Here is a 26,708-nt window from a genome sequence, read left to right as displayed (position 1 = left end):
GATCCTCCCCGCAGCCCCCGTAGATTCCCAGGAAAGTTAGCGACACAATGCGCAAGATCCTTATCGTCGGCGCTGGCCACGCCGGCCTGCACCTGGCTCACGGTCTCCTGACCCATGGCTACGACGTCACGGTGATCACGGGGCAGTCCTCGACGGAGATCCGGACCGGGCGGCCGTCAGTCACCCAGTTCACCTTCCCCACGGCCCTGGACTACGAGCGCGAGTACGAGCTGGATCTGTGGAGCGCCCTCAGCCCCCAGATCCGGGAGCAGCGAGTCCACCTCTACCCCGGTGCGGACCGTCCGACTCTGTCCCTCAAGGGACGGACCGGCAAGGCCAACGACTACATGGTGGCGGTGGACCGCCGGGTCAAGATGGCCGACTGGCTGGAGTTCTTCGAGGACCGGGGAGGCAAGGTCGTCATTCACGGTGTCACCGTGACGGACCTCGACTACTTCTCCCGCATGTTCGACCTGATCATCGTCGCGGTCGGCCACGGGGAGCTGGGCCAGCTCTTCGACTACGACGAGAGCAGGTTCAGCGGAGCCCGCCCCCGGTCCATCGCCCAGGCGCAGATCTACGACGTCTGGCCGAGCACGGAGGACGACGACAACGTCGGTTGGGCCTGTTCCGCCCGGGAGGCCGGGAACACCATCTTCATCCCCATGCTGAGCCAGGACGGTCCCTGCCACAACCTGCTCATGGTGGACAAGCGCGGCGGCCCCATGGACGCCTGGCCGGACCGTCCGGGCCCCGAGGAACAGCTGCGCCGTATGAAGGACCTGCTTCGCCAGTACTCCCCGGAGTACTACGAGCGGGTCAAGGACACCGTGCTGGTGGAGGGCGGCCGCAGCACCCTGATCGAGGAGCTGACTCCCCAGGTACGCAACCCTGTGGGCACGCTGCCCTCCGGCGGGAAGGTCCTCGGGATGGCGGACGTCGTCGTCACGATGGACCCCTACGTGGGGCAGAGCTGGAACAATTCCACCAGGTGCGCCAAGGCCTACCTGGAGTCCATCATGGAGCACGGCGATCGCCAGTTCGATGAGGATTTCCTGGTGAGGACCTTCGACCGGTTCTGGGAATTCGGTCTGCACAACCAGATGTGGTCCGAGATGAATTCCACGTTGTGGGACCAGGGTGACCTGCCCACCCACTTCTATGAGTTGGTCGAGACGGCCTCGACGCACTCGGAGGTCGCCGACCGCTGGATCCAGGGCTGGGACTATCCTCCTGACTACGCGTCTTGGCTCCTCGACCCGGAGGAGTCCATGAAGTACCTGGCCGAGGTTCGGGCGCGCAACGGGGGATGACCGATTCCGAGCGCGCCTCGCAATGCCCGATGTCCGCGGACATCGGGCATTTCCTTTTGGTAACAGATTTGTTGAATTTCTGATTGTGTCGCGCACGGAATGGGGTCAGTGTGATGACCGAAAAATAGTGTTCCGTTGTCATGTGTCCTGAATCGCGGATACGATCCCCTCTGCGTATTGCTCGGCACGGCCGTGGGGCACGTGTGATTCACGTGCCAAATGAGTCGTGTTCGGCTTGTTGGTCCCACTGGGGATCACGGGTATTGCGGTTGCATCCTGTGTCCGTCACTGCCCTCGATCTCTGAGGTATGAGCGGTGCGCGTGCACCTTCACGAGACTCGCAAGCCAACCCCGTGACATGCCCTCGGGCCAGGACCCGCCCGGGGCGAGGACGTCGAGTTCGACCGGAGGAACGCGATGACCAGGGATGCTGACGGCGGCGGCGCTGCTCGCTCGCCCATAGCCGTGGTCGGGTTGGCGTGTCGCCTGCCAGGCGCCTCGAACCCGGACTCCTTCTGGCGGCTGCTCTGCGAGGGCCGTGAGGCCATCACGCCGCCGCCCGAACGCCTCGGGTGGACGTCGACGGAGCGGGACCACCACTGGGGCGGCTACCTGGACCGCGCCGAGGACTTCGACGCCGCCTTCTTCGGGGTCTCCCCCCGCGAGGCCGTGGCCATGGACCCCCAGCAACGGCTCATGCTGGAACTCAGCTGGGAGGCCATCGAGAACGCCCGGACCGCCCCGGACAGCCTGCACGGGACCCGGACCGGCGTCTTCACCGGAGCGATCGCCTCGGACTACTCGCATCTCCTGCGCGACCTGCCCGCCTCGCACCACAGCCTCACCGGCGGCCAGCGGGGCATGATCGCCAACCGCGTCTCCTACACGCTCGGTCTGCGCGGGCCCAGCATGACCGTCGACAGCGGCCAGTCCTCCTCCCTGGTCGGCGTGCACGCGGCCATGGAGAGTCTGCGCAACGGCGAGTGCGACCTCGCGCTGGCCGGCGGTGTCAACCTCATCCTCCTGCCCCAGAGCACCGAGCACGTGGCCCAGTTCGGCGGCCTCTCACCCGACGGCCACTGCTACACGTTCGACTCCCGCGCCAACGGCTACGTCCGGGGCGAGGGAGGGGCCGTGCTGGTTCTCAAGCCCTTCGACCGCGCAATCGCGGACGGGGACCACATCCACGCGGTGCTCTCCGGCGGGGCCGTGAACAACTCCGGCCCCACGTCCTTCCTGGCGCGACCCGAACCGGAAGGGCAGGCGGAGGTCGTGCGCGCGGCGCACCGCCGGGCCGGGATCGATCCCGCCCACGTGGGCTACGTGGAGCTGCACGGCACGGGCACCCCGGCCGGTGACCCGGTCGAGGCCTCCGCCCTCGGCTCGGTCTTCGCCGGGCGTCCCGGAGCCCTACGGGTGGGTTCGGCCAAGACCAACGTGGGTCATCTTGAGGGCGCGGCCGGGATCGTCGGCCTGCTCAAGGTGGTGCTCAGCCTCTCCCACGGGCTGCTGCCCCCGACCCGGAACTTCTCCACCCCCAACCCAGGGATCGACCTGGAGGGGTTGGGGCTGCTCCCACAGACCGTGCGGGAGCCCTGGCCGACCGACACCCCGCTGGCGGGGGTGTCCTCCTTCGGTATGGGCGGCACCAACTGCCACCTCGTTCTGGCCCCGCCGCCCCGGCGGTCGTCGGACACACCCCGCCAGGATCCGGGGGAGGGCGCGCTCGACCCGGTGCCCTGGGTCCTCACGGCGCGGTCAGAGGACGCACTGCGTGCCCAGGCGTCGGTCCTGCACTCCTTCGTGTCGAAACGACCCGGACTGCGCCCTGAGGACGTGGGCTACTCGCTGGTCACCACCCGCACGGTCATGGACCACCGCGCGGTCATCCTCGCTCCCGGGGGCAGCGGCACCCGCGAGCTGGAGTCGATCCGTCCCTCCGGCGCGCCCATGACCGAACACGACGGGCGCGGCCCGGTCCTGGTCTTTCCCGGACAGGGCGGGCAGTGGGAGGGCATGGCCCGTGCGCTCCTGGACAGCGACGGTCAGCTCGCCCGGATCTTCGGTCGGAGGCTGCGCGAGTGTGAGCGCGCACTCGACCCGCACGTCGACTGGTCCCTCACCCGGGTGCTGAGGGGGGAGCCGGGGGCACCCCGCTACGTCGGATCCGGGGCGCGCGTGGACGTCGTCCAGCCGGTCCTGTGGGCGGTCATGGTGGCGCTGGCCCGCGTGTGGGAGGCCCTGGGCGTACGCCCCGCAGCCGTGATCGGTCACTCCCAGGGCGAGATCGCCGCCGCACACGTCGCGGGGGTCCTGACCCTCGAGGACGCCGCCAAGGTCGTGGCCCTGCGCAGCCAGGCGCTCACGGCGCTCGGTGGCAGCGGTGCCATGGCCTCGCTCGGAGTCTCTCCGGAGCGGGTCCGGGAACTCCTGGAGACCCTGCCGGACCTCCACCTGGCGGCCGTGAACGGCCCCGAGTCCGTGGTGGTCTCGGGCGACCCGGGGTCGGTCCGCGCCGCCGTCGACCACTGCGTGGACGAGGGTGTGCACGCCGCCCTCGTGGACGTGGACTACGCCTCGCACTCGGCGCACGTCGAACGGATCCGCGAGACCCTGCTCGAACAACTGAGGGGTGTCACGCCGAGGCCGGCCCGGGTTCCGGTGTTGTCGACCCTGACCGGCGGCGTGCTCGGCACGGACGAGCCGGTCATGGACGGTCGGTACTGGTACGAGGGGCTGCGCAACCCGGTCCGCTTCGCCGAGGCGGTGGCCGGGGCCCTGACCGACGGGTACACCGCGTTCGTGGAGGTCGGTCCGCACCCGGTCCTGGCCCGGGGGGTCGAGGGTGTACTCGACGCCCACGGGGTGCGGGGTACGGTGCTGCCCACGTTGCGCCGGGACCACGGTGACTCCGCCCAACTGCTGACCGCCGCCGCCCAGGCCTTCACCTCGGGCCTGGACGTCGACTGGGGAAGCCTGTTCCGGGGCTCGGGGGCCCACCGGATCGACCTTCCCACCTACCCCTTCCAGCGGACCAGGTTCTGGCCGGAGTCCCTGCCGGCGGTGTTGGCCGAAGAGCCCCCGGAGGCCGAACGCGCGTCCGAACCTCTGGACCGGGAGGGCGGGGGGACCGCCGGTCTGGTGGCGTCCCTGAGCGCCCGGGTCCTGGAGCTGGACGAGCTGGACCCCGCCGACGAGAACCGCGCCTTCCGCGACCTCGGCTTCGACTCCATCATGCTGCTCGAACTGGCCGACCTGGTGGAGGACGAGACGGGGGTCCGACTCGAGGACTCCGTCCTCTTCGAGCTCCCCACCCCGGCCGCCCTGGCCGGGCACGTCGCGAGGGAACGCGGAGAGGATCCCCGTGTTCCCGCGCGGGAGGGCACGGCTCCGCGTCGCGCCGCCCCGGCGGTGACCGCCCCCGTGGTCGCCCCGGCCGACGAGGACCCGATCGCGATCACCGCGATGGCCTGCCGTCTGCCTGGCGGGGTGCGTTCCCCGGAGCAGCTGTGGCGCCTGGTGGAAGAGGGGACCGACGCCATCGGGCCCTTCCCGGACAACCGGGGTTGGGACCTCGACGCCCTCTACGACCCCGAGCCCGGCACCCCCGGTCGCACCTACACACGCAACGGCGGGTTCCTTCACGACGCGGACCTGTTCGACCCCGGTTTCTTCGGGATCAGCCCCCGTGAGGCCGACGCCATGGACCCGCAGCAGAGGCTGCTTCTGGAGACCTCGTGGGAGGCCATCGAACGAGCCGGAATGGACCCGGCCAGCCTGCGCGGTGAACAGGTGGGCGTGTTCGTGGGCGCGATGCCCACCGAGTACGGCTCCCGTCTGGCCGACCCCGCCAGCCAGGCCGACGGGGGGTACCGGTTGACCGGGAGCACCCTGAGCGTCGCCTCCGGCCGTATCGCCTACGTGCTCGGCCTGCACGGTCCGGCCCTGACCATCGACACCGCCTGTTCCGGATCACTCGTGGCCCTGCACCAGGCTGCCTCCGCCCTGCGCCGGGGCGAGTGCTCCATGGCCCTGGCCGGAGGCGCCACCGTCATGGCCACCCCCGGCATGTTCCTGGAGTTCTCCGCCCAGCGCGGACTCTCCGCAGACGGGCGCTGCCGTGCGTTCGGCGCCGGGGCCGAGGGAACGGCCTGGGCGGAGGGAGCCGGTGTCCTCCTGCTCGAACGGGCCTCCCAGGCACGCCGCAACGGTCGGCCCGTGCTGGCGCTGCTGCGCGGCAGCGCGGTCAACTCCGACGGCGCCTCCAACGGTCTGACCGCACCCAACCCGGAGGCCCAGGAGCGGGTGATCCGCCAGGCCCTGGCCACCGCCGAACTCGACCCCGCCGAGGTGGACGCGGTCGAGGCACACGGGACGGGAACACGTCTGGGGGACCCCATCGAGGCCACCGCGCTGATGTCGGTCTACGGCGGCGAGCGCGAACACGACCTCCTCCTGGGCTCCCTCAAGTCCAACATCGGCCACGCCCAGGCGGCGGCGGGTGTGGCCGGCGTGATCAAGACCGTGGAGGCGCTGCGCCACGGCCGCCTGCCCCGGACCCTGCACGCCGACGAACCGACGGACCGGGTCGAGTGGAAGGACAGTGGGGTCCGCCTGCTGTCCGAGGGCGCCGAGTGGCCCGACACCGGGCGGCCCCGGAGGGCGGCGGTGTCCTCCTTCGGAATCAGCGGTACCAACGCACACGTGGTGTTGGAAGGGGTGGCCGACGAGGGTGCCCCGGTCACCGTGCCCGACGATCCCTTCCAGCGCTCCCGCCACTGGCTGCTGCCGAGCGGGCCCGAGGCCAGACCGGTGGAACCGCTGGAGCCGCTTCTCGACGACGGACTCACCCTGGCCGACGGCGGAGCGGTCTTCCGAGGCCGCGTCTCCGTCTCCAGCCACTCCTGGGCCGCGGACCACCGCGTGCTCGGGAGGGTGATGCTCCCCGGCACCGCGGTGGTGGACCTGGTGGCCAGGGCGGGGGCGACCGTCGGCGCGGACACCGTCTCCGACCTGGTACTGGAGGCCCCCCTGACGTTGGGCGGGGCCGGAACGGCGGAGCTCCAGGTCATCGTCGGCGCCCGCGACGCCCGAGGGCACCGCGAGACCAACGTGTACGCGCGCCGTGAGACCACGGACGACAGCCCGTGGATACGGTACGCCTCCGGCGCCGTCGCCAGTGCGAAGCCCCGGGAGGCGGCCGACGCGCACGCCGCCTCGGAGACGGGTGGGGGTGTCGGCACCCTGCCCCCGGACGGCGCCGAACGGATTCCGGTCGACTACGCCGCCCTGCGGGCCCTGGGTTACGACTACGGTCCCGCCTTCCGCGGACTGAGGTCGGTGCACCGGCACGCGGGCGAACTTTTCCTGGATGTCGAGCTTCCGGACTCCGCCGGTGAGAGCGCGGACTTCCTCGGCCCCCACCCCGCCCTGACCGACGCGGTCCTGCACGCCGTACTTCGCAACCACCGGGCCGAGGGCCACCACGGCCCCCTGGTGCCGTTCGCGTGGGGCGGGGTCCGGCTGGCCCGTACCGAGGGAGGGGAGACACCGCGGCGCCTGAGGGCGCGGCTCACCCCGTTGGGCGACGACCGCTACCGGCTGCTGGCCACCGGCCCCGACGGCGAACGCGCGCTCTGGAGCGTGGACGAGCTGACCCTGAGGCCCCTGGCCGAGGACACGCTGCCCGAACCGGAGCCGGGTGAGATCCCCGAACTGTACGAGCTCGTGTGGGAGCGAGTGGCACCTCCGTCGGAGCAGGCCGCCGAGGACCCGACCCCCGGGGCGCTCCCCTCGCTGGAGGATGTGGAGTCGGGGGCGCCCGTCCCCGAGCTGGTCTGCGCCGAGTTGCCCGCGCACGTGGTCTACACCGAGGGCGGGTCCCTGCACGAGACGGTACGGCGGGGGCTGGAGTCAGCCCTCGAATCGGTCCGCGCGTGGCTGGCGGACGAGCGCACGGCGCACTCCCGCCTGGCGCTGGTCACCTGGCGGGCGGTGGCCACGTACCCGGGTGAACCGCTCCCCGGGGTTGCCGCCGCCCCGGTCTGGGGCCTGCTTCGAGCCGTCCAGCGCGAGCACCCCGGCCGTCTGGTGCTGTTGGACTCAGACGGCGCCGTGGAGTCCCACCGGACGCTGTCCGTCGCGCTCGGTCTCGACGAACCCCAGATCGCACTGCGTTCGGGCGCCGTCCTCGTCCCCCGGCTGAGGCGCGCCTCGGACACGGCGGTGGAGGCGGTGGCGCCCAACACGCGCTCGTGGCGGCTGGACACGCTGAGCCCCGGTTCCATCGACTCCCTGGAGGCGCTGCCCGCGCCGGAGGCCCTGGACGCGTTGGCGCCACGAGAGGTCCGGGTGTCCGTCCGGGCCGCCGGCGTCAACTTCCGGGACGTGGTGGTCGCCCTGGGACTGGTCGAAGGGGAGACCGGGATCGGCATCGAGGGTGCGGGAGTCGTCCTGGAGGTCGGCGCCGAGGTGTCGGACCTGGCTCCCGGGGACCGGGTGGCCGGAATGTTCGGCGGTGCCTTCGGTCCCTTCGCCGTGGCCGACCGGGCCCGGCTGGCCCGCATACCCGAGGGGTGGACCTTCGAACAGGCCGCGGCCGTCCCGGTGGCCTTCCTGAGCGCCTACCACGGGCTGGTCGACCTGGCCGCCGTGCGGCCCGGCGACAGCGTGCTCGTGCACGCGGCCGCCGGGGGAGTCGGGACGGCCGCCGTCCAGCTCGCCCGACACATGGGTGCGAAGGTGTTCGGCACCGCGAGCCCCCACAAGTGGTCGGAGTTGGCGGCCTACGGTCTGACCCCTGAGCGGATGGCCTCCTCCCGAACGCTGGAGTTCGAGGACCGGTTGCGAGAGGCCAACGGCGGCGAGGGCGTCGACGTCGTCCTCAACTCGCTGACCGGCGAGTTCGTGGACGCGTCCCTGCGCCTTCTTCGCTCACCCAGTGACGGTCGGGGCCCGGGCGGCCGGTTCGTGGAGATGGGCAAGACCGACATCCGCGACGCCGACACCGTGGCGGCCGACCACCCCGGCTGCTCCTACGCCGCGTTCAGTCTGCCGGAGGTGGATCCGGAACGGATCGGCCACATGCTCGCCCGCGTGATGGAGCTGTTCGAGGAGGGGGCCCTGCGGCCGCTTCCCACGACCGTCCACGACGTCAGTGAGGTCCAGACGGCCTTTCGGGCCCTCCAACGCGGTGAGACCGTGGGCAAGCTCGTTCTTCGCGTGCCCGCTCCCTTCCCGCAGGAGGGCACCGTCCTGATCACCGGTGGGACCGGGGACCTCGGCAACCGCCTGGCCCACCACCTGGTCACCGGGTACGGGGCCCGGAACCTGCTGCTGCTCGGGCGCCGTGGTCCCGGCACTCCCGGTCAGGCCGAGCGCACCGCCAGGCTGGAGGCGCTCGGAGCGCGGGTGGAGGTGGTCGCCTGCGACGCGGCCGACCGTGAGGACCTGGCCCGTGTCCTGGACTCGATCCCCGAGGATCGGCCGCTGCGTTCCGTCGTGCACGCCGCGGGTGTCCTCGACGACGCGACCGTCAGCGCCCTGACGTCCGAGCGACTGCACACGGTCCTGCGACCCAAGGTGGACGGTGCGTGGAACCTGCAGGAGCTCACCGACGACCTGTCGTCCTTCGTCCTGTTCTCGTCGGCCGTGGGTGTGGTCGGCAACCCGGGGCAGGGCAACTACGCCGCGGCCAACGTCTTCTGTGACGCCCTGGCGCACGTGAGGCGCGACGCGGGTCAGCCCGCGGTGTCGCTGTCGTGGGGCCTGTGGGAGGGCGGTGGCATGACCGACCACCTGGACGAGAGCGACCTCGCCGTCCTCGGTCGCGGCGGGCTGCTGCCGATGCGGCCGGACGCGGCGCTCGACCTGTTCGACGCCGCCATGGCCCGTGACCTGGTCCACGCCGTCCCCGCGTGGCTCTCCCCCGTCCCAGGCGTGAGCGTACTCAGGGACCTCCTGCCCGCCCGCGCCGATTCCGCCGCGACCGCCGCCTCCGACGCACAGACCGGGGGGAGCGCCCCGGGGGAGGAACACGATCCCGCCGCGCGCTTCGAGGCCATGGAAGCGGACGAGCTGTCCCGGGCCCTGCTGCACGAGGTCCGCGCGCACACCGCCGTGGTGCTCGGCCACCGGTCCGGGTCGGTGGCCGAGGTGCACCCGGACCGGCCCTTCACCGAACAGGGCACGGACTCGCTGACCAGCGTCGAACTGCGTAACAGGCTCAGCGCGGCCGTGGGTGTGCGGGTCCCGGCCACGGCGGTCTTCGACCACCCCACCCCCAGGGCTCTGGCGCGGTACCTCGTCGGTCTTCTGGCACCGGAGCCCCAGGCCACCGACGAACCGCCTGCCCAGCACCGGACGGACACGCCTCCCGAGATGGACGGGGAGGGGGACGCCATCGACGCCATGGGCGTCGACGACCTGGTGAACCTCGCTCTGCGAGGCCCGAGCGTATGACGAGGAGGCTTGAGTTGAGCAGTGAAGACGAACGTCTGGTGACGGCTCTCCGGAGCGCGATGAAGGAGAACTCGCGTCTTCGCGCCGAGCTGGACCGCCGATCCGAGCCGGAACCGATCGCGATCGTGGCGACGGGGTGCCGGCTCCCCGGAGGGGTGGACACCCCCGAGCAGCTGTGGGACCTGGTCTCCGAGGGCCATGAGACGCGTGGTCCGTTCCCGGAGGACCGGGGGTGGGACCTCTCGGGGTTGTTCGACGGACCGGACGACGAGCGGCGCGTCGCCATGGACCGGGGTTCCTTCCTCCGCGACGCCTTCGACTTCGACCCGGCCTTCTTCGGTATCTCGCCGCGCGAGGCCGAGGCCATGGAACCCCAGCAGCGGCTCCTGCTGGAACTGGCCTGGGAGACACTCGAACGCGCGGGCATCCCACCGACCTCCCTGGCGGGCAGTGACACGGGCGTCTACGTCGGGTTGGCGCACCAGGAGTACGGGCCGCCGGTGCACGCGGTGAACCCGGACGGCGTCACCCTGACCGGGATCTCGGCCAGTGTCGCCTCGGGCCGTATCTCCTACTGCCTCGGACTGGTCGGCCCCGCACTGACCGTCGATACCGCGTGCTCCTCCTCGCTCGTCGCGCTCCACCTCGCCGTGCGGGCCCTGCGCGACGGCGACTGCTCTCTGGCCCTGGCGGGGGGCGCCACGGTCATGTCCGGGCCCGGAACCCTCACCGAGTTCACCCGACTGCGGGGAGTGTCCCCCGACGGCCGCTGCAAGGCCTTCGCCCGGGACGCCGACGGCGCCGCGTTCTCCGAGGGCGCGGGGATGGTCGTCCTGGAGCGCCTGTCCGACGCGCGCCGCCACGGGCACGACGTCCTGGCCGTGGTCCGGGGCGGTGCGGTCAACCAGGACGGCGCCTCGAACGGACTCACGGCGCCCAACGGCCCCTCCCAGGTCCGTGTGATCGGCCGGGCCCTGGCTGACGCCGGTCTGAACGCCGCCGACGTCGACATGGTCGAGGCCCACGGAACCGGGACGCCCCTGGGCGACCCGATCGAGGCCCAGGCGCTGATCGACGCCTACGGCCGCGGGCGCGTCGAGGACCGCCCCCTCTGGCTCGGCTCGCTCAAGTCCAACATCGGGCACCCGCAGGCCGCCGCCGGGGTGGCCGGGGTGGTCAAGACGGTCGAGGCGCTGCGCCGCGGCGTCATGCCCCCCACCCTGCACGCGAAGGATCCCAGTACCCACGTCGAGTGGGACGGCGGGGTCCGGCTGCTCCACGACTCGCGACCGTGGTCGGACGCCGACCGGCCGCGCCGGGCCGCCGTGTCCTCCTTCGGGATGAGCGGAACCAACGCGCACCTGATCCTGGAGCAGGCCCCCGAGCCCGAGTCGGGCACACCGGCGCAGGACGTTCCGGAGGAGACCCGTCCGGCCACCTCGTCGGTGACCGGCGCCGCCGCCTGGACGCTGTCCGCCCGGAGCCCCGAGGCGCTCGCCGCGCAGGCGCAGCGGTTGCGCGAACACGTGGAGCACCGACCCGGGCTCACTCCCGCCGACGTCGGGCTGTCCCTGGTCGCCACCCGGTCGGGGCTGGAACACCGGGCGGTGGCGGTCGGCCGTGACCGCGAGGCACTCCTGGCGGCGCTGTCCTCCCTGGAGACGGGGACGCCGGGCGCGACCACGGCCACGGGCCGGGCCCGGCCCGATCGCCGCCCCGTGCTGGTCTTCCCTGGTCAGGGCGGCCAGTGGGAGGGCATGGCGGTCGAGCTCCTCGACTCCTCGGATGTCTTCGCGGCGCACATCGCCGCCTGCGAGCGAGCCCTGGAACCCCATGTCGGGTGGAAACTCACCGACGTGTTGCGCGGCCGGACGGGCGCCCCCTCCCTGGAACGCGTCGACGTGGTCCAGCCGGCCCTGTGGGCGGTCATGGTGTCACTGGCGCGTCTGTGGATGGCCCACGGCCTCACTCCGGCCGCCGTGGTCGGGCACTCCCAGGGGGAGGTCGCCGCCGCGCACATCGCGGGAGCCCTGACCCTGGACGACGCCGCGAAGGTGGTGGCCCTGCGCAGTGCGGCGGTGCTCGACCTGGCCGGTTCCGGTGCGATGGCCTCGATCGCCAGTTCCGAACAGGACGTGCGCGAGCGCCTCGCGCCCTTCTCGGGCCGCGTCACCGTTGCCGCGGTCAACGGCCCGTCGAACACGGTCGTCGCGGGTGAACCCGACGCGGTGGCGCGGGTGGTCGAGGAGTGTGAGGCCGCCGACCTCCGCGCCAGGATGATCGCCGTCGACTACGCGTCCCACTCGTCGGCGGTGGACGCGCTCGCGGACCGCATCACGACGGAACTCGCGGGCGTCACCCCCGAACGTCCGATGATCCCCTTCTACTCCACCCTGACCGGTGGGGTCCTGGACGGGCGGCCGCTGGACGCGGCGTACTGGTTCCAGGGACTGCGCCAACCCGTGCGGTTCGCCGAGGCCACCCGCGCCCTGGCCGCGGCTGGCCACGACGTGTTCGTGGAGGTCGGACCGCATCCGGTGCTGACTCCGGCGATCCAGGACACGCTGGAGGAGGCACAGGCCCGCGACGCCGTGGCGTTGGGGACCCTGCGCCGTGACGAGGGCGGACCGGTCCGGTTCCTGACGTCGCTCGGGCAGGCCCACGTCCACGGGCTCGACCTCGACTGGACTCCGCTGTTCGATCGGAACACCACCCGGGTCGCCCTGCCCACGTACGCCTTCCAACGACAGCGCTACTGGCGTCCGGGTCCCGAATCGGTGCCGTCCCGGACCACGGCGGCTCCGGGTCGCAGTGACGGATGGACCTACCGCGAGGAGTGGATGACCGTCCCGGCGAAGGCCGCGACGTCCACCGTCACCCCCGGGGCAGGGGAGCGGGGGACCTGGCTGCTGATCGGCTCCCGTCTCGGATCCGCCCTCCAGGAGTGCGTCGGAGCCCTGGAGGCGCGCGGTCACGGCCACCGTGTTCTGGGCCTTCCCCGCGACGCCGACCGCGAGGCCGTGGCGGCGCTGGTCGGCGCCGCCCGTGACGGCGCGGGGCCGATCGCCGGCGTCCTGCTGACCACCTCCCTGGACACGGACCCCGACGAGGTCCTGCCCCCCTCCACCGCACCCGCCCACCGGGACGCGGTCCTCGTCCTCCAGGCCCTGCTCGACACGGGTGTCGACGCGCCCCTGTGGTGCCTGACCAGCGGCGCAGTGAACAGCGGATCGGACGTGAGCGACCCCGCCGCGGCACTGGTGTGGGGGTTCGGCCGCGTGGCGGCCCAGGAGCACACGGACCGGTGGGGCGGACTGGTCGACCTCACCGATCGCGAGGACCCGCGCAGCGGGGCCGCGCTCGCCGCCGTTCTGACCGGTGAGACCGCGCACGGCGAGGACCAGCTGGCGATCCACGGAACGAAGGTGCTCGCCCGACGGCTCGCGCGAGTGGCCGTCGAGGGCGAGGGGACCCGCGACTGGCGGCCCTCGGGCACCGTACTGGTGACCGGCGGAACCGGCGGCCTCGGCGCCCACACCGCCCGCTGGCTCGCGGCGAGGGGAGCCGAGCACCTCCTTCTGCTCAGCCGCCGTGGGCCCGACGCCCCGGGAGCCGGAGAACTCGCGGCCGAGCTGCGCGCGGCCGGTGCGCGGGTCACCCTGACCGCCTGTGACGTCAGTGACCGCTCCCAGCTCGCCGACGTCCTGGGTGGAGTACCTGCGCACCTGCCCCTCACGGCGGTCTTCCACACCGCCGCGGATCTGGACGACGCTCCCGTGGCCGACCTCTCCCCGCAGGGCATCGCCCGCGTCCTGGGCGCCAAGGCGGACGGAGCCGTGCATCTGCACGAGCTTTCCAAGGGGCTGGACCTGTCCGCCTTCGTGCTGTTCTCCTCGGTGGGAGCCGTCTTCGGCGTGACCGGTCAGGGCAACTACGCGCCCGGCAACGTCTTCTGTGAGTCCCTCGCCCACCACCGCAGGTCCCTGGGGCTGCCCGCGACCTCGATCGCGTGGGGTGCCTGGGAGGGAGCCGGCATGGCCGGCCGCGAGGCCGTCGCCGGGCTCCTGCGCCGACACGGGCTTCCCACCATGAAGCCGGAGTTGGCACTGGAGAGCCTGGGCGGGGTCCTCGACCACGACTTGACCGCGCTCACCGTTGCCGACATCGACTGGCCCCGGTTCCGGGTGGCCCTCACCGCGAACCGGCCCAGCCCCCTGATCACCGACCTCGATCCCGGGCCGGAGCCCTCCGTGGCCACCGCCACCGGAGCCACCCCCGGCACGCGGGACCGCGCCGTCCGGGAGGCGAACGGCGCGGACCTGCGGGGCCGCCTGGTCGGACTGGGCCGCACCGACCGCGTCCGCGCGCTCATGGAGCACGTGAGCGACCACGTGGCGGCCGTCCTCGGCTACGAGTCCGGTGACGCGGTCCCCGCGGACCGGGGCCTGAAGGACCTGGGCATGGACTCGGTCACGGCGGTCGAGCTGCGCAACCGGCTCACCGCGTCCACGGGGACGCGTCTGCCATCGGCGGTCGCCTTCGACCACCCGACCTGCGCCGCGCTCGCCAGCCACGTGGAGGAACGAATGTTCGGCAGCGCGGAACAGGTGGTCCTCGAACGCCTCGACGGGCTCACCGCCGCGCTCGACGAGTACGAGACGACCGGCAGCGACCGGGTCGCAGACCGGCTTCGCGAACTGCTGGAACGGCTCGCACCGGGGGCGTCGGGCCGACCCGGAGGGGACACCGGCGGAGCCGACCTGGAGTCGGCCTCGCGGGAGGAGCTCTTCGCACTCATCGACAGGACCCTGACCGACTGATCCCGGCCAGCGCACGGCCGTCGCACCCGGTCGACGACTCATCCCCACCACCCCAGACCATCCCGGCACTCACTGCCGCGACGCGAATCGGCAAGGCACCACCATGACTGACGACGCACAGGTCCTCGACTACCTCAAACGGGTCACGACGGACCTTCGGCGCACCCGAGCCGAGCTCACGCGACTCAGGGAGCGTGACAACGAACCCATCGCCGTGGTGGGTATGGGGTGTCGGCTGCCCGGAGGGGTGCACAGCCCCGAGGCGCTCTGGGATCTGCTCGACAGCGGGAGCGACGCCATCGGCGACCTCCCCGGTGACCGGGGCTGGGACGTGGAGGACATGCGTGGCCGCCCGGGCATGTCCTCGGGCGGAGGCTTCCTCGACGACGCGGCCGGGTTCGACGCCGCCTTCTTCGGCATCTCGCCGCGTGAGGCCGAGGCGATGGACCCCCAGCAGCGGCTCATGCTGGAGGTGACCTGGGAGTCCCTCGAACGCGCGGGGATCGACCCCCACAGCCTGGCCGAGACCAGCACGGGCGTCTTCACCGGCGTCAGCAGCACGGACTACGCCCGGACCACGACCTCGGGCCGCGTCCCCGTACCGGACGGCGCCGAGGGCTACCTCATGACCGGCACCGCGGCGAGCGTCGTCTCGGGACGGATCGCCTACACCCTGGGGCTGCGCGGCCCGGCCCTGACCGTGGACACCGCCTGCTCCTCCTCGCTGACCTCCGTGCTGCTGGCGGTGCGCTCCCTGCGCCGGGGCGAGTGCGGGCTGGCCCTGGCGGGCGGGGCCACCGTGATGTCCGGGCCGTCGCTCTTCGCCGAGTCCGCACGACAGGGAGTGCTCTCACCGGACGGGCGTTGCAGGGCCTTCGGGGCCGGGGCCGACGGCACCGGGTTCGCCGAGGGTGCCGCCGCCCTCGTCCTGGAACGGCTCTCGGACGCCCAGCGCCACGGACACCCCGTCCTGGCCGTGATCCGGGGCGGGGCCGTCAACCAGGACGGCGCCTCAAGCGGACTGACCGCACCCAACGGTCCCGCGCAGACCCGGGTCGTCCGGGCCGCTCTCGCCGACGCCGGGGTCGTGCCCGACGACATCGACGCGGTCGAGGCGCACGGTACCGCCACCAGGCTCGGCGACCCCATTGAGGCCGACGCCCTGCTGGACGTCTTCGGACCCAGGCCCGGTCAGGACCCGCTGTGGCTGGGATCGGTCAAGTCGAACCTCGGCCACACCCAGGGGGCGGCGGGGGCCGTCGGGATCATCAAGACGGTGCTGTCCCTGCACCGCGGACGGCTGCCCGCAACCCTGTACGCCGATGAGCCGACACCGCTGGTCGACTGGGCTTCGGGTGGAGTGCGCCCGCTCACCGCGGCACGGGACTGGCCGCGGGGCGAACGCGTGCGCCGGGCGGGGGTGTCGTCCTTCGGCATCAGCGGAACCAATGCCCACATCGTCCTGGAGGAGGCGCCCGCCCCGGGCGAAGGAGGCGACGCCGCCGAGGGGACGCAGGATCCGGGAGCCACCGGGCCGTTGATCCGGGGGCGGACCGCCTGGTTGCTGTCCGCGCGGGACGAACCCGCCCTCCGGGCGCAGGCGGAGCGCCTGGCCGCCCACGTCACCGATGACACCGAGCGGCACCCGGACGACGTCGCCCGGGCCCTGGCCACCACCCGTGCCCGGTTCGCCCGACGCGGGGTCGTCGTCGGCGCTTCCGACACCGGTGAACTGACCGAAGGGCTGCGGGCCCTGGCTGAGGGAGGGGACTCGGAGGCGACGGTCACCGGCACGACCCGGCGGTCCGGACGCACAGAGGACCCGGTCTTCGTGTTCCCCGGCCAGGGCAGCCAGTGGTCGGGTATGGCCCGTGCCCTCATGACCGACTCCCCGGTCTTCGCCGCGTCCGTGGACGAGTGCGAACGCGCCCTGGCCCCCCTCGTCGACTGGTCCCTGTCCTCGGTCCTGCTCGAGGAGCCCGGCGCTCCGGCGTTCACGGGCGACAACGTCCGGGCCGACGTCGTGCAGCCGGTCCTGTGGGCGTTCCTGGTGTCCCTGGCGCGCCTCTGGCGCTCGGCCGGAGTCGAGCCCTCCGCCGTGGTCGGCCAGTCACAGGGGGAGGTGGCCGCCGCCTGCGTGGCCGGAATCCTCACCCTGGAGGACGGCGCCCGCGTGGTCGTGGCCCGCAGTCGAGCGCTGGCCAGGGTCGCCGGAGAGGGCGGCATCGCCGTGGTCGGGCTCAACGCCGACCAGGCCGCGAGCCTGATCGGCGGGACGGAGGACCGCCTGTCCGTCGCGGGGGCCAACGGGCCCGAGACCTGCACGGTCGCGGGCTCGATCGAGGCGGTCGACGCCTTCGTGGCCGCCCGTGAGGAGGAGGGGACCTTCGTCCGCCGCATTCCGGTCGACTACACCTCCCACTGCTTCCTGATGGACCGGGTGGAGGAGGAGATGCTGACCGCACTGGCCGACCTCCGACCCCGCGCGGGCACCGTGCCCTTCCACTCCACCGTCGCCCCCTCGACCACCTGGACGCCGGGGTACGTTCCGCCGGGCGAGCCCGTGGAAGGGACCACCCTGGACGCCGGGTACTGGTACCGGAACCTGCGCCACGGCGTGGTCCTCGAACCGGTGATCAGGCGCCTGGCCCCGACCGGACACGCGTTCGTCGAGGTCGGCGCCCACCCCGTGCTGTCGGTACCGCTGCGCCAGACCCTGGACGCCGCCGGGGCCGACGACAGTCCCCTCATCCACACCCTTCGACGAGACGAGGAGCCCCGTGGCAGGTTCCTCACCGCGCTGGCCGAGGCCCACTGCCAGGGGATCGGTGTCGACTGGCGGACGGTCCTCGGTGCGGGGGAGACCAGGGTGGAGCTGCCCACCTACCCGTTCCAACGACGGAGGTACTGGCTCGAGGAACCCCGGCTCACCGGCGACCCCTCCTCGGTGGGCCTCAGCTCCGCCGACCACCCGCTCATCGGTGCCTGGACACCGATCGGTTCCACCGGGCAGACCCTCTTCACCGGTCGGCTCGACACGGCGCGCACCCCGTGGCTGACCCAGCACGCGCTGTCGGGGCGGGCGCTGCTGCCCGGCACCGCCACCGTGGAGCTGCTCCTCCGGGTCGGGCGCCTGTGTGACCGGCCCGAGATCGCCGAACTCACCCTGAGCCACCCCCTGGAACTGGACCCCGACGGACCGGGGCTTGCGATCCAGGTCGTCGTCGAGCCGCCCGACCTGCGCGGCACCCGCGCCTTCCAGCTCCTGTCCGCGGCCGACGGTAGAACGTGGACCACACACGCCGAGGGCCTCCTGGACCCCGCGACCACGGCTCCCGCCCCGGCCTCCGTCCCTCCGGGCGCCGACGCGACCGCACTCGCGGTCACCGACACCTACCCGCTCTTCGAAGCCATGGGCGTCCAGTACGGACCCTTCTTCCGGGGCCTGCGCGAGGTGCGGACCGACGGTTCCCGCACATGGGCGGAGGCCGGACCGGAGACCCTGCCCGCCGACGCCGCCACCATGACCGGACCGCACCCGGTGCTGCTCGACGCCGGGCTCCAGTCACTGCTCCTGCGGGAGACGGGCACGGACGAGACCCGGCTGCTCATGCCCTTCGGATGGAGCGGGGTGCGGCGGCACGGGAACCTCACCCCCGACCGGGTACGTGTGCAGCTCACCCGGACCGGTGACGACACCTACGAGGTGCTGGTGAGCGACCACCTCGGCACACCCGTCCTGAGCGTCGACTCCCTCACCGTGCGCGAAGCCGCGGGGGCCGTCCGACCGGACCGGGACGCGCTCTTCCACCAGGAGTGGGAGGAGGTCACCGCCGCCGACGGGACCGTGGCCCCGAGCCCCGGGTCCTGGGCGGCGACGACCGGCACGCCGTTGGCGATCGACCGTCGCCCCGAGGAGGGGACGGAGGCTCCCGCCGTGGTCGTGCTCGGCTCCGGGCACCACGCCAGTGCCGACCCCGAACAAGCCCTCGAACGGTTGACCGGTGCCGTCGACCCCCTGCGCCGCTGGGTGGAGGACGACCGCTACGCCGCCACGAGGTTCGTCGTCCTCACCCGGGGCGCGGTGCGCCTGCCCGGCGACACCGACCTGCCCTCGGATCCCTCCGGCGCCGCACTGTGGGGGCTCATCGCCTCAGCCGAGACCGAGAACCCCGGCCGTTTCCTGCTCTTGGACGCCGACCAGGCCGACACCGATCTGGTCTCCGCCGCGTTGCGGACGGGCGAACCCCGACTCGCCGCCCGGGACGGGCGGCTCCACGCTCCGCGCCTGGCCCGCAGCCGTAGCGAGGACGAGACCGGTACCCGCCCGCCCGCCCGCAGCCCCGGGTGGCGTCTGGACACCGACGGTTCGGGCATCGTCGACGGGCTCACCCACGTTCCCGTTCCCGAACGCCCGCTGGCGCCGCACGAGGTCCGTGTGGCCGTCCGCGCGGCCGGACTGAACTTCCGGGACGCCCTGATGGCCGTGGGCATGTACCCCGAGCCGGGCGACATCGGCAACGAGGGCTCCGGTGTGGTGCTGGAGGCGGGGCGCGACGCCGGGGGCCTGCGACCGGGCGACCGCGTGATGGGGCTGTTCCCTGGAGCCTTCGGCCCGGTCGCGGTCGCTGACCACCGGTACCTGGCCGCCGTTCCCGACGACTGGGACCACGCGGAGGCGGCCGCCGTCCCCGCCGTGTACCTGACGGCCTACCTCGCGCTCGTGGAGGAGGCCGGTCTGCGCGCGGGCGAGACCGTGCTCGTCCACTCCGCGGCCGGAGGAGTGGGCCAGGCGGCACTCGGGCTGGCCCGGCACCTGGGAGCCCGGGTCCTGGCCACGGCGAGCCCCGGCAAGTGGGACCTGCTCCGCTCCTCGGGGCTGGCGGAGGAGGAGATCGCGCACTCACGCGAACTCGACTTCGAACAGCGCTTCCGCGGAGCCGCCGGCACCGTGGACGTGGTTCTCAACTCCCTCACGGGGGAGGCCATCCCCGCCTCCCTTCGGCTGCTCGGATCCGGCGGACGGTTTGTGGAACTGGGACGCAACGAGCTCCTCGGCGCGGACGGCGTCCCCGACGGCGTGACCTACCGGGCCTTCAACGTCCTGGAATCGGGGCCCGAACGCATCCAGCGGGCCTTCGACGCGCTGGTGCCGCTGCTCAGGGACGGAACCCTGCCCCGGGGGCCGCTCCATCGGTACCCGATCGAGGCGGCGTCAGAGGCGTTGCAGGTCATGCAGCGCGGTCACAACGTCGGCAAGGCGGTTCTGGAGCTCGCCACCCGCTTCCGCCCCGGTGGAAGGGTGCTGATCACCGGGGCGAGCGGTCAGCTCGGCTCCCTGATCGCCCGACACCTGGTGGTCCGGTACGGAGTGGACGACCTCCTCCTGGTCAGCCGCCGAGGTCCCGAGGCCCCGGGCAGCGAAGACCTCGTCACCGAGCTCACCTCCCTTGGAGCCCGGGTCCGGGTCGAGGCCTGCGACGTCGCCGACGCCGACCAGCTGGCGGAACTCCTGGCCGAAGTTCCCGTCACCGCCGTGGTGCACTCGGCGGCGGTCCTCGACGACGCCACCTTCACCGGCCTGACCGCCGACAACGTCGCCCGGGTCCTGGCCCCCAAGGCCGTCGGTGCCTGGAACCTGCACTGTCTGACCGCCCACCTCGACCTGGACGCCTTCGTCCTGTTCTCCTCGGCGGCGTCGGTGTTCGGCAACGCCGGGCAGGCGGCGTACTCGGCCGCCAACGCGTACCTGGACGCTCTGGCGGTGTACCGCAGGGAGCGTGGACTCACCGCCCAGTCCCTGTCCTGGGGGCGCTGGCTGACGGAGTCCCGGGAGGCCGCGCAGATGAACGAGGTCAGCGCCAACCGGATGTCCCGGACCTGGGGGGTCCAGGGCATCGACGAACACGAGGGACGCGCCCTCCTGGACGCCGCCCTCGCCACGGACCGGGCGCACCTGGTGCCCTCACCGCTCGACCTGGCCGGGCTCCGCACCCGCGCGATCACCCACGGAACGGTTCCGTCACTGTTGCGTGGACTGGTGCGAGCCCCCGACCGGGCGGAGGCGCAGGCGCCCTCATTGGTGTCGGTCCCGCCCGGAGCCGAGCGCCGGGAGCTGATCACCCGACTGGCCAGGGAACGGGCCGCGGACATCCTGGGCTACGCGGAGTACGGCGCCCGTCAGGAGTTCCCCGAGTCCGGGTTCGACTCCCTGACCGCCGTGGAACTGCGCAACCACCTCCAGTCGCTCACCGGTCTGCGGCTGCCCGCCACCCTCGTGTTCCAGCACAGCACCCCCGAGGCGCTGGCGCGCCACCTGGACCGTGAGCTGGGCCAGGCCAGCCAGACGACCGGTGGATCCGCTCCGGGGAATCGCGGCGATCAGGCCCGGGGCCGCGGCCACGGCGACAGCCTGGTCGGACTGTTCCTGGACGCCTGTGTCGCGCAGCGCCCGAAGGAGGCCCTCGACCTGGCCCTGGCGGCCTCACGCACGCGCGCGGTCTTCACCGGCGCCTCACCGTCCGCCGCCACAACCCTGGCGTCCGGTCCCGAGGAACCCGTCCTCATCTGCCACCCCTCGCTGGTGATGACCTCCGGTCCGCACGAGTTCGCGCGGTTCGCCAGCCGTTGGCAGGGGCGCCGCCGGGTCCACGTGCTCTCGGCACCGGGCTACCTGGAGGGCGAGGAGCTCCCCGCCGACCTGGGGACCTTCGTGCGATCCCAGGCCGACCAGGCGCTCGCCGCGGCGGACGGACGCCCGTTCGTCCTGGTCGGACGCTCCTCCGGTGGTTGGACGGCGCACGCCGTGGCCGAGGAACTGGCTCGCCGGGGGACGCCTCCGGTGAAGGCGGTCCTGCTCGACACGGTCGTGCCCGGGGACGACGAACTCCTGCCGATGGTGACGGAGTTCGTCACCGACCGGGCCAGCGAGTTCGAGCTCCTGGACACCCCGCGACTGACCGCGATGGGCGCCTACCTCGACCTGTTCGCCTCGTGGCGCCCCTCCGACTGGCGCGGGTCGACGGTGCAGGTGCGACCGACCGAGGCGGTGGTCACAGCGGCCGGTGACAAGCTCGGCCTGTCCTGGGAGTGGCCCACCGAACACGAGCGGACCGAGGTCCCGGGTGACCACTTCACCATGATGGAGGAGTGGGCGCCGCGTACCGCCGAGGCCGTGGACCGGGTCGTCTCCGAGGACGGCGCCGGGTGATCCGGACGGAGTGAGTGAGGGCGGGCACCGGCTGGTGCCCGCCCGCCCCATGGCGGTGGCGCGGACCGGTGGCGCGTGACCGCGCGAACCCCCGGAACAACTCCGACATTCCGGGCGTTGGGCCAAGGGCGCGCCCGAGAGGTTCACTCCGGCACGGGCCCGTACCGTCAAGAACCGTGCCCGCCGGGAAAACCGGTTGCCAGCCCTCCTAACCTTGGGTACTGATGAGCACCACCACGCCCGCGCCCGCCACGGACCAGCTCCGTTCCCGGTTGCGCGATCTCATGCCCGCCGACCGGCACCGTCTGCGTCGCCGTATCGACGGTCTGGCCAGAATCCGTGACGAGCGCCGACGTGCCTCCGTGACCACCCAGATCGCGGGCGACATCGACCGCGCCGAACTACGCGTGGGCCTGCGCCGCGAGGCCGTCCCCGAGCTCAACTACCCCGAGGACCTGCCGGTCAGCGCCCGGCGCGAGGACATCGCCGAGGCCATCCGGGACAACCAGGTCGTCATCGTCGCCGGAGAGACCGGTTCCGGAAAGACCACCCAGCTGCCCAAGATCTGTCTGGAGCTGGGGCGCGGAGTCATGGGCACCGTGGGCCACACTCAGCCCCGCCGCCTGGCCGCGCGCACCGTCGCCGAGCGCATCGCCGACGAGATCGGCACACCCCTGGGCGAGACGGTCGGCTACAAGGTCCGGTTCACCGACTCCTCCAACGACAGCACGCTCGTCAAACTGATGACCGACGGCATCCTGCTCGCGGAGATCCAGCACGACCGCATGCTGCGCCAGTACGACACGCTCATCATCGACGAGGCGCACGAGCGCAGCCTCAACATCGACTTCCTGCTCGGCTACCTCAAACAGCTCCTGCCCAAGCGGCCGGACCTGAAGGTCGTCATCACCTCCGCGACCATCGACCCCGAACGGTTCTCCCGCCACTTCGACGACGCCCCCATCGTCGAGGTCTCCGGACGCACCTACCCGGTCGAGGTCCGCTACCGGCCCATCTCCGAGGACATCCTCGACCCCGAGGAGAAGAACCCCGGGCCGGGCACCGACAAGGACCAGACCCAGGCCATCCTGGAGGCCGTCGACGAACTCTCCCGCGAGGAGGCCGGGGACGTCCTGGTCTTCCTCAGCGGGGAGCGGGAGATCCGCGACACCGCCGAGGCCCTCGAGAAGAAGAAGATCCGGGGCCTGGAGGTCCTGCCCCTCTACGCGCGCCTGTCCGTGGCCGAACAGAAGCGCGTGTGGTCCCGGCACGGCGGCCGCCGCGTCGTCCTTGCCACCAATGTCGCCGAGACCTCGCTCACGGTCCCCGGCATCAAGTACGTGATCGACCCCGGCACCGCGCGTATCTCCCGGTACTCCCACCGGACCAAGGTGCAGCGCCTGCCGATCGAGGCCGTCTCCCAGGCCTCCGCCAACCAGCGCAAGGGCCGCTGCGGCCGTGTGTCCGAGGGCATCTGCATCCGCCTGTACTCCGAGGAGGACTTCCTCTCCCGCCCGGAGTACACCGACCCGGAGATCCTGCGCACCAATCTCGCCTCGGTCATCCTCCAGATGGCCGCCCTGGGCCTGGGCGACGTCGCCGCCTTCCCGTTCGTGGACGGCCCCGACCACCGGCAGATCAAGGACGGCGTCAACCTGCTGTCCGAGCTCGGCGCCCTCCAGCCCGAGAACGCGGGCGAGACGAACCGGCAGCGCCGCCTGACCCCGGTCGGCCGCCGCCTCGCCCAGCTGCCCATCGACCCCCGCCTGGGCCGTATGGTCCTGGAGGCCGAGAAGCGCGACTGCCTGGCCGAGGTCATGGTCATCACCTCGGCCCTGTCCATCCAGGACCCGCGCGAACGCCCCACCGAGAAACAGCAGCAGGCCCAGCAGGCCCACGCCCGGTTCACCGACAAGGAATCGGACTTCCTGGCCTTCCTCAACCTGTGGAACCACCTGCGCGACAAGCAGCAGGAGCTGTCCGGCAACCAGTTCCGCCGGATGTGCCGCGAGGAGTTCCTCAACTACCTGCGGGTACGCGAGTGGCAGGACATCCACGGCCAGCTCAAGCAGGTCCTGCGCACGATGGACATCGAGGTCCCGCCGCTGCGCGAGGAGGCCGCCGACCCGCGCTCCGTGCACATGTCCCTGCTGGCCGGGCTGCTCTCGCACGTCGGCCTCAAGGACCCCGACAAGCACGAGTACCTGGGCGGCCGGGGGGCGCGGTTCGCGATCTTCCCCGGCTCCGCGCTGTTCAAGAAGCAGCCCCGCTTCGTGATGGTCGGCGAACTCGTGGAGACCTCCAAGCTCTGGGGACGCATGGTCGCCCGGATCGAGCCGGAGTGGGCCGAGGAGCTCGGCGCCGACATCGTCAAGCGCGGCTACAGCGAACCGCACTGGGAGCGCAAGCGCGGCGCCGTCATGGCCTACGAGCGCGTCACCCTCTACGGGGTGCCCATCGTCGTCCAGCGCAAGGTGTCCTACGGAAGCATCGACCCGCAACTCTCCCGGGAGCTGTTCATCCGCCGTGCCTTGGTCGAGGGTGACTGGGAGACCCGGCACCAGTTCTTCCACGACAACCGCAGGCTCCTGGACGAGGTCGAGGACCTCGAGCACCGCGCCCGCCGCCGCGACATCGTGGTGGACGACGACACGCTCTTCGACTTCTACGACCGCCGGGTAGTGGACAGCGCCGTCTCCGCCGCCCACTTCGACTCCTGGTGGAAGAAGGCCCGACGCACCGAGCCCGCGCTGCTCGACTTCACCCGTGAGGAGCTGATCAACGACGGTGTGGACGGGGTCAGCGAGGACGACTACCCGGACGTGTGGCGCCAGGGCGCGTTCGTCTTCCCGCTCACCTACCAGTTCGAGCCGGGCAGCGACTCCGACGGCGTCACCGCGCACGTCCCAGTGAAGTTCCTCAACCAGGTCGAGAACACCGGCTTCGACTGGCAGATCCCCGGCCTGCGCGACGAACTCATCACGGCGATGATCCGATCGCTGCCCAAGCCGCTGCGCCGCAACTTCGTCCCCGTGCCCGACAACGCGGCCCGCGCCAGAGGAGGTCTCACCCCCTACGAGGGTTCCCTCACCGAGGCGCTGGCCGCCGAACTCACCGTGATGGCCCACGGCGAGCGGATCCGCCCGGAGGACTTCCAGCTGGACCGGGTGCCCGACCACCTGCGCATCACCTTCAGGGCCGTGGACGACCGCAAACGCACCCTGGCCGAGTCCAAGGACCTCGAACAGCTGCGCGCCAAGCTCAAGCCCCGCCTGCGCGAGGCGATCGCCACCGAGGCCAAGGGTGTGGAGAGGAAGGGGATCACCTCCTGGGACTTCGGTCCGCTGGAGCAGACCCTGGAGCGCAAGGCCCTGGGCCCGAAGGTCAAGGGCTACCCCGCCCTGGTCGACGAGGGCGAGAGCGTGGCCGTGCGCATCTTCGACACCCGGCCCGAGCAGCGCGCCGCCATGCGCGCGGGCACCCGGCGCCTGCTCATGCTCACCGTCCCGTCCCCGGCGTCGGCGGTGAGCAAGGGCCTGAACAACCCGGACAAGCTCGCCCTGGCGGACAACCCGCACGGGTCGATCCGCAAGATGCTGGAGGACGCCGAGGCCGCCGCCGTCGACCACCTGCTCACCCGTGAGGGCGGGCCGGTGTGGAACGCCGACGACTTCGCCCGGCTCGCCGACCGCGTGCGTGCCGATCTCGGTGACACCCTCGCCGAGATCCTGGGCAGGACCGCCCGCATTCTCGTGCTCTGGCGCAAGGTCAGCAAGAAGGTGAAGGGCACCACGTCCCTGGCGGTCCTGCCGTCCCTCAACGACGTCCAGGGGCAGCTGGGCGACCTCGTCGGCGACGGGTTCGTCACCCGCACGGGGCTGGCCCGCCTGGACGACGTGCACCGCTACCTGCGCGGCATCGAGTACCGGCTGGGCAAGCTCCCGGAGAACCCGCGCCGCGACCAGGTCAACATGTCCAAGGTCGAGCAGATGCGTCAGGCGGTCGCCAAGGTCCGGGGGGCGCTCCCCGCCGGTCGGGCCGACGACCCGGACGTGGTGGAGCTGCGCTGGATGCTGGAGGAGTACAGGGTCAGCCTCTTCGCCCAGGAACTGCGCACCGCCTACCCGGTCTCGGACAAACGCATCATGAAGGCGATCGAGGCCGTCAAGGACGCGGGCAGGCGGCCCTAGCAAGGGGACGGGCTCCCCCTCCCGGGAGGCGGCCCCTACCAGGGGCCGGTCCCGGCGGGGGTCTGCCTTCCCGCCTTGGCGCCGAAGTAGTCCCCGCCCTTGCGCAGCGCGTCGTCGGTGCCCCAGGACTCCTCGGCGCCGACCCGGCGCAGGTGGGGGATGTGCTTGCGGCAGTGGATGTAGGCCTCCTCGACCTGCACCATCATCCACATCTGCGCTCGCTGGCCCGGCATCTGGGGCAGGGGCAGGCCCGGGACGTGCGGGCGCAGGGTCTCGTCCTCCATGATCTTCACCCGGCCGTTCACGTGCAGGCCGATCCGGTCCCGCTCGAAGTCGAGGAACATCAGCCCGATGTGCGGGTTCTCCAGGATGTTGCCCGCGCTGGCGAACACGCCGTTGCCCCGGTACTCCGGGTAGACCAGGGTCCGGTCGTCGATGACGTGCACGAACCCGGGCGGACCGGCCCGGAAGCTGGAGTCGCACTCGCCCCGGGCGTCCGCCGTGGCGACGAACAGCATCTCCTGCCGGGCGATGAAGTCCTTCATGACCGGGTTCAGGTGGTCCAGCATCTGGTCACTGTAGAAGCGGTCGGCCCGCTCGGCGGTGCCCATGACCGCCTGCACGTGGCGTTCTCCCTCGGTCCCGGGCGTACGGTTCTGGTGGCTTTGACTCATGAACGAAGGCTTTCGACGGGGTGAGAGGAGGGGAGGGGGTG

General features: G+C 72.2%; 6 protein-coding genes. 5 read left to right on the top strand and 1 reads right to left on the bottom strand.

Annotated features, from left to right (window positions below):
* Nucleotides 1-47: 47 nt before the first annotated feature.
* The 5 genes from ADX84_RS19020 to hrpA all read left to right on the top strand — a co-directional run bounded on the left by ADX84_RS19020 (nucleotide 48) and on the right by hrpA (nucleotide 25,993).
* Nucleotides 48-1,313: a styrene monooxygenase/indole monooxygenase family protein gene (locus ADX84_RS19020; RefSeq protein WP_049576897.1), complete on the top strand. Its 1,266-nt coding sequence runs from the start codon at nucleotides 48-50 to the stop codon at nucleotides 1,311-1,313.
* A gap of 417 nt (nucleotides 1,314-1,730) precedes the next feature.
* Nucleotides 1,731-9,773: a type I polyketide synthase gene (locus ADX84_RS19015; protein WP_049576888.1), complete on the top strand. Its 8,043-nt coding sequence runs from the start codon at nucleotides 1,731-1,733 to the stop codon at nucleotides 9,771-9,773.
* Between the two features lie 14 nt (nucleotides 9,774-9,787).
* Nucleotides 9,788-14,593, top strand: coding sequence for an SDR family NAD(P)-dependent oxidoreductase (locus ADX84_RS19010; protein ID WP_369801112.1), 4,806 nt, complete (start codon nucleotides 9,788-9,790; stop codon nucleotides 14,591-14,593).
* 103 nt (nucleotides 14,594-14,696) lie between these two features.
* Nucleotides 14,697-21,803, top strand: a complete 7,107-nt coding sequence (locus ADX84_RS19005) for a type I polyketide synthase (protein ID WP_049576882.1) — start codon at nucleotides 14,697-14,699, stop codon at nucleotides 21,801-21,803.
* A 224-nt stretch (nucleotides 21,804-22,027) separates the two neighbouring features.
* Nucleotides 22,028-25,993, top strand: a complete 3,966-nt coding sequence (hrpA, locus tag ADX84_RS19000; protein WP_049576877.1) for an ATP-dependent RNA helicase HrpA — start codon at nucleotides 22,028-22,030, stop codon at nucleotides 25,991-25,993.
* A 35-nt stretch (nucleotides 25,994-26,028) separates the two neighbouring features.
* On the opposite strand, the gene ADX84_RS18995 is transcribed toward hrpA, so the two are convergent.
* On the bottom strand, nucleotides 26,029-26,667 hold the full coding sequence (locus ADX84_RS18995; protein ID WP_049576873.1) for a pyridoxamine 5'-phosphate oxidase family protein: 639 nt from the start codon (nucleotides 26,665-26,667) through the stop codon (nucleotides 26,029-26,031).
* Nucleotides 26,668-26,708: the final 41 nt, after the last annotated feature.

Origin of the sequence: Nocardiopsis sp. SBT366 (genome assembly GCF_001083815.1) — a bacterium.
In the GTDB taxonomy this organism is placed as follows: domain Bacteria; phylum Actinomycetota; class Actinomycetes; order Streptosporangiales; family Streptosporangiaceae; genus Nocardiopsis; species Nocardiopsis prasina.
The sequence above is the reverse complement of the archived record's forward strand: the minus strand, read 5'-3'. Positions and strand labels throughout refer to the sequence as shown.